Origin of the sequence: Aeromonas piscicola (genome assembly GCF_000820005.1) — a bacterium.
Classification (GTDB): Bacteria; Pseudomonadota; Gammaproteobacteria; order Enterobacterales; family Aeromonadaceae; genus Aeromonas; species Aeromonas piscicola.
Genome location: NZ_CDBL01000013.1, coordinates 61,149 through 74,992, shown reverse-complemented (window position 1 = coordinate 74,992; position 13,844 = coordinate 61,149). Strand labels below are relative to the sequence as shown.

6 protein-coding genes and 1 pseudogene are annotated in these 13,844 nt (G+C 51.8%); 4 read left to right on the top strand and 3 right to left on the bottom strand.

Annotated features, from left to right (window positions below; genetic code table 11):
* Positions 1-29: 29 nt before the first annotated feature.
* The 4 genes and pseudogenes from BN1128_RS02690 to BN1128_RS25155 all read left to right on the top strand — a co-directional run bounded on the left by BN1128_RS02690 (position 30) and on the right by BN1128_RS25155 (position 6,933).
* Positions 30-2,960 carry an HD domain-containing phosphohydrolase gene (locus BN1128_RS02690; RefSeq protein WP_042866128.1) on the top strand — a complete coding sequence of 977 codons (2,931 nt, stop codon included), beginning with the start codon at positions 30-32 and terminating at the stop codon, positions 2,958-2,960.
* 321 nt (positions 2,961-3,281) lie between these two features.
* Positions 3,282-3,600, top strand: a pseudogene (locus BN1128_RS02685) (hypothetical protein); the annotation flags it as partial.
* 400 nt (positions 3,601-4,000) lie between these two features.
* Entirely contained in the window at positions 4,001-5,209 is a 1,209-nt protein-coding gene (locus BN1128_RS02680; RefSeq protein WP_042866126.1) for a tyrosine-type recombinase/integrase, read from the top strand.
* Positions 5,210-5,937: 728 nt separating this feature from the next.
* Positions 5,938-6,933, top strand: a complete 996-nt coding sequence (locus tag BN1128_RS25155) for a hypothetical protein (RefSeq protein ID WP_156140084.1) — start codon at positions 5,938-5,940, stop codon at positions 6,931-6,933.
* Between the two features lie 26 nt (positions 6,934-6,959).
* On the opposite strand, the gene BN1128_RS02675 is transcribed toward BN1128_RS25155, so the two are convergent.
* The 3 genes from BN1128_RS02675 to BN1128_RS02665 all read right to left on the bottom strand — a co-directional run bounded on the left by BN1128_RS02675 (position 6,960) and on the right by BN1128_RS02665 (position 13,844).
* On the bottom strand, positions 6,960-8,327 hold the full coding sequence (locus tag BN1128_RS02675; RefSeq protein ID WP_042866125.1) for a tetratricopeptide repeat protein: 1,368 nt from the start codon (positions 8,325-8,327) through the stop codon (positions 6,960-6,962).
* A gap of 246 nt (positions 8,328-8,573) precedes the next feature.
* Positions 8,574-8,960, bottom strand: a complete 387-nt coding sequence (locus BN1128_RS02670) for a hypothetical protein (protein ID WP_042866124.1) — start codon at positions 8,958-8,960, stop codon at positions 8,574-8,576.
* Between the two features lie 18 nt (positions 8,961-8,978).
* Positions 8,979-13,844 carry an RHS repeat-associated core domain-containing protein gene (locus tag BN1128_RS02665; protein ID WP_082030338.1) on the bottom strand — a complete coding sequence of 1,622 codons (4,866 nt, stop codon included), beginning with the start codon at positions 13,842-13,844 and terminating at the stop codon, positions 8,979-8,981.

Below are 13,844 nucleotides of genomic sequence, written 5' to 3'. Positions count from 1 at the left end.
CCCCCCCCCCCCGACATTCAGGTGATAACATGAATCTCTTTCGCCGCGTTATCCCCTTGTATGTCCATATTGCCCATCTATTTCTGGGCTTGTTGCTGGTATTCGCCCTGATCACCCTCAGCCACCAATACCGACAAACCAAAGTCATGCTGATGAAAGAGGCGGAAGATCGATTCAGCCTGATCGGTCAACTAACGACTCAGGAGCTGGAAGGACTGTTTCGCCCAGCGGCACTGAGCGTCAATATGCTCGCGCAGCAGCACCTGACCGACGCCAATACCCTGAGCGAGCGCATGGCCAACCTCCCGTATATGGCGAGTCTGCTAAAAGGGCAGCCCTCTGCCAATGGGGTTTATGCCGGTTACCACAACGGCGACATGTTTTGGCTTATGCGCTGGCCTGCCGACACCGATGTGCAGCACCTAGCCCCCCCAGTCAATACACGCTGGATTGTGAAAAGCATTCGGCACCAGAATGCAACCACCCTCACTGATATCTTCGCACTGACCGACGATCTCGCCATCATTGAGCACAAACAAGTATCAGGGCTGGCATTTGATGCCAGAGAGCGTCCCTGGTTTATTCAGGCCGAGCAGGCAAGACGTCTGGTGCAAACGCCCCCCTATATCTCGATAGATACCCAGGAGATAAACCTGAGTTTTGCCAAACCGATGCAAAACGGGGCTGGCGTCGTCGGGGTGGATTTGAGCCTGCGATCCATCGAACGTTTACTCAAATCAGCCATGATCACTCCCAATATGCGGCTGGCTATTGTCAATGAGCAGGGGGAGTTGGTGACCAGTCATCGAGGGGGGATGATCATACACGGTGAGAATGCCACCTATCGCCTGGCCAAGGTCACAGAAGCTGATCTGCCCATGCTTCAGCACCTGATGGACGCCAGCAGAATACAGCATACCGACCGGCTGACATTTCAATCAAAAGAGCGTGATTGGCAGGGTATGCGAGTTGATCTTCCGGAATCGGATGGAACCAAACTATCGCTGTGGATCACTGCCCCTGTCGATGAACTGCTGGTCACAGCTATCACCATGCGCAATGAAACCTTCCTCTTGTCGGGGATCTTCCTGATCCTTGCCATCATCTCCGCTATTTTTCTGGCAAGAACCGCTGCTAGGCCCATTGATGCACTGACGCAAGAGGCCAGAAAAATTGCCCACTTTGACTTCGATGAACCGGTCAGAGTCAACACATATATTGCTGAAATCATCGATCTCTCCCATGCCATGGGTAACATGAAATCGACGATTCAACGTTTTCTGCATCTTTCCACATCACTCTCAAGCGAGACCAGCTTCCCGCGCTTACTGGTGCGACTGCTCACCGAAATGCAGCAACTCACCGGGGCGACGGGCTGTATGATCTATCTCTCCGATAGCAACAACAAGACGCTGGAGCTGGCTGGGTTGTGCTGGAATGGCGAGGTTCTGGAACAGTTGCCCACCCATAGCATTGGTCCCCTCAATCAGCCAAAGCATCCGCTGTTCCAGACCCTGCAAGGGCTGGATCTGAAACCCGCTGCATTAATCGCCAGCGAACTGCAGATCCTGTTCCCTTACATTGATGAGACCGGCATACCACTGACCTTCTGGCCGATTGCGCTGAAAAACCGCGATGGGCAGTTGCTCGGCGCCATGGTGCTGCTTATCGATGAGCGCAATAAAGCGCTAACCCCGCAGCGCATGGCGTTTGTGAAAGCGATCTCCTCTACCGCAGCAGTTGCCCTGACGACCCAACGCCTGCTGGAAGAGCAACGCAACCTGCTGGAAGCCTTTATCCAGCTGATCGCAGGGGCAATTGACGCAAAAAGCCCCTATACCGGTGGTCACTGCCAACGAGTACCCGAGCTGACCAAGATGCTGGCGGAGGCCGCATGCCAAGCACAAGAAGGGCCATTCCAGCACTTCTCGCTCAATGAGAAACAGTGGGAAGCCATCCATATCGCGGCCTGGCTGCACGATTGCGGCAAAGTCACCACCCCGGAGTTTGTTGTCGACAAAGCCACCAAACTCGAGACCTTGTGCGATCGTATTCACGAGGTCCGTATGCGCGTTGAGGTGCTGAAACGTGATGCCGAGATCGCCTACTGGCAGGATCGTTTCAATGGAGGTGACGAGCCCACATTGAGCGCGGCGCTAGAAAAACAGTGGCAGCAGCTGGATGAGGAGTTTGCCTTCATCGCACGCTGCAATGAGGGCGGGGAATTCATGGCCACAGAAGATATTGCGCGACTGCAACAGATCGCGGGCCGTACTTGGCAGCGCACGCTCTCCGATCGGCTAGGCATATCCCAGGATGAACTGGCGCGTAAACGGCGTGAAGCAGACTCACCCTTGCCGGTCACCGAACCCCTGCTGGCAGATCGCCAGGATCACCTTTTCACCCGCAGCAACCGTGAGCGCTTTGCCCCCGACAACCCCTGGGGATTTCAGGTCAATACCCCCGAATACCTCTATAACCGGGGCGAGCTCTACAACCTCTCCATCCGCCGGGGCACCCTCACCGAAGAGGAGCGCTACAAGATCAATGAGCACATGATCCAGACCATCATCATGCTCGAAAAACTCCCCTTCCCCGCCAACCTGAAACAGGTTCCGGAAATAGCAGGGGGACACCACGAGAAGATGGATGGCACTGGTTATCCCAAGCGGCTGAAACGGGACGAGATGAGTATCCCCGCTCGCATGATGGCCATCGCCGATATCTTCGAAGCACTGACTGCCGGCGATCGCCCCTACAAGAAAGCCAAGCCTCTCTCGGAAGCGATCCGCATCATGGGATTCATGCAAAAGGATCGCCATATTGATCCCGAACTGTTTGCCCTCTTTCTCAGCTCCGGGGTCTATCTGCACTATGCCGAGAGGTATATGAACCCTGAGCTTATCGACGAGGTAGATATAAGTCCCTATCTTGACAACGCCACCCCGGATTACGTGTAAAACAAACGCTGCCTGAAGAAGAGACAGCTAGTGCAGCTTCAGACTGATTACAAACCCCTGAACGCCGATTCAGGGGTTTTATCTAATACCTGCATGGTCAATTAATGCATAGAAGCCGGTTCAAATAACCAACTCCCAAGCAACGTGAAATCGAAATGGTCACGAACTATGAGCTCTTTCCCCAAGACTACCAATCGATAAGTGCATCTCCTTTGACTTGATTCGCAACGAAGTCCGCCACTGCTATTGCCAGACAATACTAGCCCCGCCATCGCCCGCATCATCCTCTTCAAGATGCTCTTCGTCGGCTATCTGTTCGGTATGCCACCTCGCAAGAACGCTGGGCTATGGAAGAAGGGACACCCAAGAAATGAAGCGGTGTTGGTGATGCGAAAGGAAGGGCTGACATACCGGAAGAAAATATCGGGGTATCACAGTCGTTCGCTGGCGCAGACGGCTATGTCCCGGTTCAAACAGTTGATGGCAGGCAAAATTACTCTGCGAACATACAACGGTCAGGTTAGGGGACCTGATGGGACATGTCAGCACGATAAACAAACTGAACGCCCTTGGTCTGCCGGTAAGAGCCAACAAATGTAACTGTTACCTGGAACGGGGAAAGTTGTGCCCTGATGTCTGATTTAGGAAACCACCTCCCTTTCAACAGGTTGGTCCGGACGCCACTTACACGGATTTTTACACTCTCACGTTTTACACTCTCACGAGAAGAATGGGACTGGAGCTTGTCCAACGCTGTGCGATTGATGAGAAGTGCAGCCAATAGGCGATGGCGTACTCAGTGATATGCCAAAAATTACGGATACAAAAAAGCCCATCTCAATCCATGAGATGGGCTATATAGATGGCGGAGGAGGTGCCCGCCGCAATCCAGTCCAATCCATTCTGAAGCAGCAAGATAAATCGCTATCTATCAGTATCTTGCACCCAACACCTGTCCAATCCATCCCAATCACATATTACCACTGCGCATGCTTGGTGGCATACTGCGTGGCATATTCAATTCCCAAGGAGGTTACCTGATGGCAATCCTCACCGATACCAAAGCTCGTAGCATCAAGCCTGAAGATAAACCCCTTGCCCACGGTGGTGTTACAGGGTTGACGCTACACCCCTCAACCGTCAAAGGAAGAGGTAAGTGGGTATTCCGCTATGTCAGCCCACTGACGAAGAAACGACGTAATGCTGGCCTAGGAACTTACCCCGAGATCTCCATCGCTGACGCAGCTCGAGACGCACAGGCAATGCGGGAACAACTGGCGAATAATCTGGATCCGCTAGAGGTTCGGCTGCAGGAGCAGAACAAGCCGAAAATCCCGACGTTGGAAGCATCTGCCAGATTGGTCTACGAAAGCTTGCTACCAGGCTGGAAGAACCCCAAGCACGGGAAACAATGGATCACCACATTGGAGCAATATGCCTTTCCTGCCATTGGTGCTATCTCCATTGATACGATAACCCCAGCTCATATCGCTTCAGTCCTGCAACCGATATGGCTGACGATCCCAGAAACGGCAAGCCGTGTTAAACAGCGTTTACACGCAGTCATGGCTTGGGCATGGGCCCATGGCTATACCTCCGCAAACCCAGTAGATGTGGTGGGTCACTTACTACCGGCACAACCCAGCAAGTCTGTACGGGTAGAACACCAGCCTGCAATGCCTTGGCGTGATATCCCTGCATTTGTGCAAAAGCACCTAAGAACGGAGCAACAATACGATGTAACCCGCTCAATGCTGGAGTTCTTGATCCTGACCGCTTGCCGCTCAGGTGAAGTCAGAGCCATGAGGTGGTCAGAAGTAGACTTGGAAGCAAAGATCTGGACCCTACCGGCCGAGCGCATGAAAGCCAAGCAACAACATCGTGTTCCGTTATCTCTTCGTGCTGTCGAGCTCCTGAAGGGGTTAAGGGGATTACATGACGAATTGGTATTCCCTTCTCCCAGAGACCAAGTACCACTCTCAGACACAGTGCTGACGATGTTTCTGAGAAGAGCTAAAGCGGAGAGCTGTACTCCTGGCAGAATGGCAACTGCCCATGGCTTTCGTTCCAGCTTTCGGGACTGGTGCAGCGAGCAAGGCTATGCGCGAGATCTCGCTGAACGAGCGTTAGCCCACACAGTGCAGAACAAGGTCGAAGCTGCATACCACCGCACAGACTTGCTGGATCAGCGACGTCCGATGATGGATGCCTGGGCAGAGTTTGTGGCTGATAATTTACCAACAGAATAAGAAGAAAGCGGCCCTGATGGGCCGCTTCCTTCTATGTTCTTTTTTTAGCTTGCTCTGACTGATGATGCCAACTTGCCAGGGTAGAGCTCAGACAGCCTGACCATATCGTTACTGTAGTCCATCAGGCATGACAAAAAATGGGCATGCGTAGTATTACAAACCCCTCTTCATTCCTTATGCCATATGACAAACCAGTATTACGCCAGTATCTACATCCATTCTCTTCTTTGCCACAGCCTGTAATCGATATCAAGTCACCAAACAGAACATCACCGTCCGTGCTCAGCTTTGGTAGTTTTAAATTTTTATGTAAAATAAGTGAACTTTCGAATAGGGGCATTAATGATGAGTTCTAATAGGCCGTTACTAAAAATAAGAGAAGAACTAACCCACCTATCTGCAGCACAGATAGATGAACTATCAGCCCGATATGAGGCGGGGGAGAAGTGTGCTCAACTGATAAGTGATTACAATATCAAAACCACACCAAACAAGCTCTCGAAAATTTTACCATTATGTATAGCGAGTACTTTTACTTGCCCTCACTGTAAAGAACAGATGTATCGTGAGGTAAGAAGAAAGAATACACACTACTATAATCAGCCTTCTGCAATATGCATAGAATGTCAACATGTAGAGTACGCAGATAAAGATAACAACAGAAATGAATTATGCACATGCACCCAATGCAATAACTTAAAAAAGCACAAAGCAGAAATAAAGCAACTATGAATAGAGCTATTATCTCTGAAAAATATTCAACTAATTCATATCCTGCTTATCCTTACTCACAGTTAAGCTTTTCGGAGAAACTGTTTATCCTTGCCCTTATTGAAGCTGGGCACATTGATACCGAGCAAACTTTTCACCCACTGAATAAAACATCTAATAGCAAGCCATTTATGCCAAGTCGTAGTATGGGAGTTGAATGCTTGACATCACTTTTTCATAGGAAGATATTACTGGTTAATCCTGATACACCAACCTGCTTCTTCCATGAGCTAGACAACTTCAACACTTTCAATTTTGAGAGTGTATCTTGGGTGGTAAACGTCACCTTAGATACAATTAAAAAAGCTAATTTAACAGTATTGCGAGACCAAATCGTTCAAGATGTCATATATGGTAGAATCAAGCCAGAGTGGTCTATAGAGATACATGACTTGATCTTCAAAATAGCCACTGAAGAGGCCATGATGAATATAAGTGCGGCGATAGAAAAACATGACCAACTTACTGAACCACCTAGCACCAGCACGAGAAAGGGTATTGTTGCCATGCTAAATGACTTTTCAGTAAGTGAGATTCGTCATCTTGCAAAGCTAGCAATAGACAATGCTATTGAGTTTTACAATAGTGGACTCTCGAAGGGTAGAAGACATGCTACAAACAGCATCCCTGGTGAAATGCTTAAAAAAGCAGAGAGAGCCAAGATAAAATCATGGTCAATATCCAATCCCCCAAGAAATCCCATCCTACCTCGCTCAGCATTAAGTATTATCCTTTACGAGCAAATACTTAATGCTAAGGATGCTGGATTTTACAAGCCACTAACCCCATACTGGGAAGAAGATATCAAGAAGAAATATTTTACTGCACACGAGCCTAACTTGTTGCATTGTACAGCATGTAACTCTCATGAAATCATTCCCGTAATGACTGGAAATAACATACATATCGCCTGCAAGGAATGTGGCGAATTGAGGTTTTTCAGTGAGTGTTAATACAAGAACAGACAGGGGATATATAGTCATCCCCTTTCTCTTTTGTTTTTTGATGACTGAAACCAATGCTCCGACAGTTTTTGAGCCTGCTGTACTTCTGGCTTGGTCATTACAGCCTCCAGCTCGTCACGAGCCCGTACTGCTTCAGGCATCCCCTCTGTTGCCGCCAGTGACAGCCAAGCATAGGCATGAACTCGGTTACGCGGGGCCCCCAAGCCTTCCTCACGCAATGCCCCCATTCGGTATTGGGCCTGGCGGTCACCCTGCTGGGCCGCTAGGCGATACTGTTTGAGTGCCTGTGCGTAATCCTCTTTGCCACCCTGTCCCAGACGCAGCATTTCACCGTAGGTGTACTGCGCTGCAGTGTGTCCTTGTTGGGCAGCCTTGGCATAGCTGGCTCTCGCTTGTTCCAGTGTCCCTTGCTTATGCTGTAGCTCCGCCAGCTCAAACCATGCTTTGGTGACACCACCGTCGGCAGCCCGCGTTAACCAGTGGAGCTGCTGCTCCTGGTCTACCTGCTGCAAGCTCAGTTGGTACTCGGCTTCATGGGAGCCGTGTCCGGCTGCCAGTTCCAGCCAGTAACGCCCCAAAGCGGGGTCTGTGGGAACCTGTTTCCCTGCCAGATAAGCCATACCTAGCCAGAGTTCAGCTTCGGCAGAGCCCGCATTGGCTGCTCGTTGATAGGCCGCGAAAGCATTGGCGAGGGCGGCCTGTTTGGCTTGTAGTAACAAAGCGTCCGGTTGCTGCTGGGCAGCAGCCTTGTCATTCCAGCGTTGGGCAAGATCTGGTCGTTTAGCAACCCCTTTACCTTGCGCATATCGCTCACCCAGCAGGTACTGGGCATCACGGTTACCCTGCTCGGCAGCACGTTCTAGCCATTTGATGGCATCCGCATCAGCCCCCGGTTGTTGACTGTACCAGCTGGCCAGCACCAATTGAGCGTCGGCATGATCTCGCTTGGCGGCCTGCTCGAACCAGTCGAGACATTCGCTCGCCAGTTTGCCCTGATGCTGCTCCTGGCACATCAGCCCCAACCGATAGCTGGCATTGGTGTTGCCAAGGCGAGCCGAGCGCTGCCACCACTGTGTAGCAAGCACCGGACTTTTGGGCTCACCGAGCCCTGCTTGGTACCAGTCACCCACTTGCCACGCGGCGCTGGCACGGATCTGCTGATCGGCGGCCAAAGGGCCCGGCTGCTCTGCCGCTTGCTGCATCCAGTGCATGGCGTTGGGGTAATCGGGCTGGTTTGCCAGACGTTTAGCCAGCTCATATTGAGCTCGGCCATCCCCTTGCTTTGCTGCTTGAGATAACTCAGCGTCAGTGAGTGACGTAGTGGAAGTACAGGCTGCAAGTATGCTGGTTGCCAGCGCCAGCCATAAGGCTCGGTGTGTCATGGAGAAAATCTTCGCAGAGTGAAAAAGTTACGGGTGAGGTACTGCTGTCTTGCGGGTTGATCCGTTATGCTACGCAGCCACCTGATGGGCACAAAGCTGATGCGGCGCCTTCCCTGGCCATTAGCCTTGCCTGTCAGGTGGTTAAATTACTAAACGATGAGATCAGCCTCGTATAAAGTTAATCATCCTTGTCAACGTGTCAGAGTTAGGGCTAGTAACCTTTCATACCAACCTATATATATCAAGCTATATAAATGATGTTTCCGCAGGTCCAACATCAATAACAACACCATCGTTTCTTACTCTCACGCCAATGCCATGCTCTGTGTCCCCATCCCAGCTAAATAACAACCCGAACACTCTCTCAACGTCGTGAGATGTATAGATTTTCATTAACTTGAAGTTATTATTATCAGACTTATACTTTTTACGCACATACTTAATAACACCGGCAATCACACTTCGATATATATCTAATTGATTCTCATAAATGCACCTAACCTCTTCTTTGAACTTCTCATCAAGCTCGTAGCACTCAAGGTTGATAATTTGAATTGGTTCACTTCCGAAACATTCTAGGAGAACATCACAGCAGATCCCCTCATCATCCTCATAAAACCCTATAGCATCCATAAATACCTCCCAAAGGTCCTAGCTGCATGCTTTTTTAGGTTGCTTGTCATTTAATCCTTTAGCAACGCCCTTTGCTTCTTTCGATTCATATTTCACACCATGCTCTTTTTCAAACTGACTAACAGAGCCTGAGTGAGGGAATGATGCTTCATGTGCATCTGTCTTAACAAGCTGCATTGTTGATGTGTTGGTAGCTGGATCATAGTCATCTAAATGATGCCAAGTATATCCATCTGGATGAGACTTACCGGTTGCATTTCCAGCGGAACTTTTAAAACCTGCAATATCATTGGCAGCTTTAAAATCACCATATCTACCGCCAGACATTTGTATTTTAACAGTGTTTGTACCACCTTGATAAAGAGCATCAGAACCAGAAAAATCAACACCAGAATACTTTGATAACCCATAAGGATCCACCCATTCTAGCGGGTTATGCACATACCCTTGTGGCCTCAGCCCCCCAGCAAATCCTATCGGATCTGATGAGATATACTGCCCCAACTCCGGGTCAAAGTAACGATGACGGTTGTAGTAGAGACCCGTCTCCTGGTCATATAGCTGACCCTGATAGCGCAGCTCGCAGTAGATTTCTTCGTTCGCCGCATCTCCCAGGAAACGTCTAAGCTGTTGTGGTATCGCATCAGCGCGATGGTTACCCCACAGCAGCTGTTCACCCCGCCAGACAATATTTCCCTCTTCACTGCACAGCTCTCTAGCAGTGCCCGCTACGTCAGTCACGATATAGTGCAGACGCCCATCCTGTTCACCGGCTTCCCACTGGGCCAGTGGCCTGAAGCTCCCCGGCTCATACACCCACTGCACCTGCCGGGCGGCGTTGCCATCAGCTTGGTAACTTTGTTGCTGTACCAACTGGTCACCGTCCCAGCGGTAATGGACACGGGTGATAGCGGTGAGTTGGCTTACCTGACCTTCCCTCTCCTTGCCGATACGCCGACCAAAGGGGTCGTAGCGGTAACGCCAGCGACTGCCATCAGGCAGCATTACCCGCTGCAAGCGGTCGTGGGCATCCCATTGAAATTGCGAGGTCTGGGGCCGAAAGCCGGGCCGTGATACCACTTTTTCACTGAGGCGACCGCATTTGTCATAGCGGTACTGATTTTGCCCAACCTGGCTGACTCGGCCCGCTTCGTCATACTGACGCAGCGGCTCGGCCTGTGCTTGCTTGCTGGATAACGGCTGCTCATCACTTGGCAGGATATGGGAGAGCTCGCAGAGGTTCAGCTCGCTATCATAGCCAAATAGCCGGGCCTGACGCTCGTGGCCGCGCTTGCTGCGCTCGGCCACCACCTGGCCATTGCCATTTAACTTCCAGCCCTGTTCGCCCCAGTGGCTGTCCTTGATCCCAACCAGGCGGTCAAGGGCATCATATTGATAGTGGCGCGACAAGGTATCGGGCACTGTGCCTGTGGCAGGTACCAAGGACTGAGAGAGCAAGAGCCCGGTGGCGCTCCACCCTTGTGTCAGGGCAAAGCCGGCCTCGCTCTGGCGCACCTGTTCACGTCCTTGCTGGTCGTGTGCAAAGTGCAGGGGTTGTTTGCTACCCACGGTGAGCTGGGCCAGCCGCCCTTGCTCCCAATCCAGACCTAGTGGTACCAGCAAGCCGGTTATAGCCTCACGCTGTCCAGCCTCACCATAACGGCTCTCTATCGTCTCGCCATTGACGCGCTCGCACACCACCCGCCCCAGCGCATCCCACTCGTATTCCACCACCGCATCGGCGTTGCTGGCCCGCAGCAAACGACCGGCAGCGTCATAGGCAAAATGAGTCTCTCCCTCGCGCTCGCCATGCTCACGCAACGCTTCAACTCGGCTCAATCGCCCCAACGCATCGTAGTGATAGTGCAGCTCGGCGCTATCCGGCGCACGACGCAAGACAAACTGTCCAGCCATATCGTAACGGTAGTCATAGCTGCGACCATCGTAATGCACCTCTCTGGACACTCGGCCGCAGTGGTCAAATTCATACCGCCAGTTGCGCCCTTGGCTGTTGGTGACGCCGGCAAACTCGCTCTCGGCATTGTAGTGATAGCGGGTGGTAGCACCCAGTGGGTCGGTCACGCTTTGGAGGTTGTCAAAGGCACTATAGGCAAGTTGATGTTGCTGACCCAAGGCATCGGTCAGTCGCACCAGATTGCCCTCGATATCGTAATCGAAGCGGCTCTCTGTGCCATCTTCATAAATGACCTTGCTGGGCTGTTGCTCGTTATGGCGATATTCCCAACGGCGTACCAAGGGCTGTTGGTCGCTCTGCTGATAACGGGCAACCAAACGGTCCTGCGGGTCGTAGTCAAAGCGCCAGGGCGCACCCACTGCTGGCTCGTAGCGGGCCAGCAAGCCACGTGGGCTATATTGCCACTGGCTGCGCAGCCCGCTCGGGTCAGTTATGGCCGCAAGCAGTCCCTGAGGGGTGTATTCATGACCCCAGGTTTGCCCCAAAGGATTAGTCACCGTCTCAAGCTGACCCAAAGAGTTATAGCTGTATTGCCAAGGTTGGCCGAGCGGGTCGATATAGGCCTGCAGCCTGCCCGCCTCATCGTAACCATAACGGTGAGTTGTGCCATCGGGCAGAATAACCTGGGTGACTTGCCCCCATTCGTTACGCTCAAACTCGGTACGCTGGTCCAGCGGATTGACTAGTGCCGCCAACTGATTGTTCACCCACTCAAAGCGAGTCTCACCACCATCCGGCTCACGGCGCAGCAGGATGTTGTTACGCTCATCCCTCACATAGGCGGTAACGCCACCAAAACCACTGTGGTAGTAACTGGTCAGGTTGGCATCGTCATAACGGAAGTGGCCATTCCAATAGTTGTCGGCGCAGCGGTTGGCCAGACAGCGCCCCTGCGCATCGTATTCGTGCTCGACCCAAGTCTGGGCCAGGTCGCTCCAGCGAGTAAGCCACCCTTGCGGTGAATATTGATAATCAAAGCTGCGCCCGGCACCGGCCCGCACCTCAAGCAGCTCGCCATTGGCACCGTACTCATAACGTGAGAGCAGGCGCGGAGGGTCAACTTCCGACGTCACCAGGGTGAGCGCCCTGACATTGCGCCCCTGATGGCTGACTCGAATGTAGCGGCCATCGGCTAGCAGTACGCGTACCAACCGTCCCCGTTCCCATACCCAGCGCATGGTGTTGCCACAGGCATCGCTCATGGACGTCAGGTAGAGGTGGGGACCACGGGCATGCTCGAACCCATAACGACGACCATCCAAATGATGCAGTTGCAACAGACCTTCGGTACGGGTCAGCCGCCACTCAGGGTTAGAGAGGCTTTGCGCCCACTCCCCCTCATCAGGCAGGGTAAAGAAGGCTTGGTTAAATTCACCATCGGTGAAGACAACCATGCCCTCTTGTAGCTCCAGCGACATGTCCCATTCCGTGCGCCAGAGGGTACCCAGGATGCCGGGACGGCGCTGCCCGCCCGAGCGGTAGTAACGAGTCAATCCGACAGGCAACAGGCTGACCAGGCGCCAATCCTCCCTGCGTTCGAACACGAAACCGGTGGCCATATCAACCGGCTCACCTTTCCCTTGGCACGTTTTTGTGGAGGCGCAGTTATTGCCATCTGCCTGCCCAGCTTGAGTTGTTTCGGTGGGTGGTTTATCGAGATCACCATCCCCCTTGTTGCGACCAGCATTAACGCCCTCTGGCAGTTCAGCACGCCCTTTAGCCCGTGGTGAGCCGGTAACACGGGTGACCACCTTGCCAATAAATTCATCAAATTTTGCAGCTATATAGGCAAGTGCTGAGTCGTATTTTGCAGAGAGTTTCTCCAGCGCGTGGATAATCCCGGTAATTTGCTCCTTCATCATGGCAATCAGCCAGCGGTTGCTTGCCGGGTCTATCAGCATTTTCTTCAACGCCGCAATCACCTGCAGCAAGATGGCTTTGGCTTTTTGACCATATGTCGTTATCTGGGAACGTAGCTCCGTCAGCCCTTTAATCAAGTTGCCATTAGACAGACTGCGAATAGTCTTGATGGCAAACTGAATTGACTTCCTATCGCCCAGTTTCAATGCCTTTATAATGGCCTTGCCACTGACCTTGATGGCATCACCAAAGCCGGGGATAACCCCTATCAAACACAGGACTCCTCCCGCCAAGTGCAGATTGTCATCCAGCTTTGCCGGCTCCTTGTAGGAGACGTAACCCCACTCACCAATCGCATACAAGTCGATGACCTGGCCGACCACAGGAACAAAACCCAGCAGTACTTCACACACCAAGAGTACCGCTTCATTGCTGCTGGCCTTATCACCCAGCTCGGCAGCGAGACTGTGGTGTATCTTGTTGACCGCCACTTTTAGCTCGCGGCTGCCCTTGTTAATTTTTTTATCCAGCGCCCAAAAACGCTTGTAAGCCTGGTTGTACTTATCCGGGACACTATTGAAAATTCCACCGAGCATGCCGACATCATCAACATCCACCTCATCTGCGTCACTGTCAGAGGCATCATACTCAATCAATCCTTGCTGACGCAGAATAAGAAACAGCGTGAAATATTCAGCGGCCAATGCTGCATGGGCGGGATTGGATTGAAAGACTGGGTTGTTTTGCAAGGTTTCTTGGGGTTTGAATTCATCACTCCCCTCTTCCATTAGCAACTCAAAAGGACCACAGCCCATGTCTTTTATCTTACAGAGCCCATTTTTATCCGTCTTGCCACTGATCTCTTTCTTATTACTGTCTGTCAGTACAAAAGGGGCATTAGGGACCGGCTTTCCATCGTCATAATGATAATGGATGATGACTTCACAGCCACACTTTACGCAACCGCCAGAAATGATGTTATCGGTCGAAAAGTTGTTTTTGGCAGCCTCATCGCTGGACATCAGGCTTGCTGTTTTATTCTTACTCAT

Coding starts and splice junctions, on each gene's coding strand:
- BN1128_RS02680 (WP_042866126.1), top strand. CDS start 4,001: ATGGCAATCCTCACCGATACCAAAGCTCGTAGCATCAAGCCTGAAGAT.
- BN1128_RS02670 (WP_042866124.1), bottom strand. CDS start 8,960: ATGGATGCTATAGGGTTTTATGAGGATGATGAGGGGATCTGCTGTGAT.
- BN1128_RS02675 (WP_042866125.1), bottom strand. CDS start 8,327: ATGACACACCGAGCCTTATGGCTGGCGCTGGCAACCAGCATACTTGCA.
- BN1128_RS02665 (WP_082030338.1), bottom strand. CDS start 13,844: ATGAGTAAGAATAAAACAGCAAGCCTGATGTCCAGCGATGAGGCTGCC.
- BN1128_RS25155 (WP_156140084.1), top strand. CDS start 5,938: ATGAATAGAGCTATTATCTCTGAAAAATATTCAACTAATTCATATCCT.
- BN1128_RS02690 (WP_042866128.1), top strand. CDS start 30: ATGAATCTCTTTCGCCGCGTTATCCCCTTGTATGTCCATATTGCCCAT.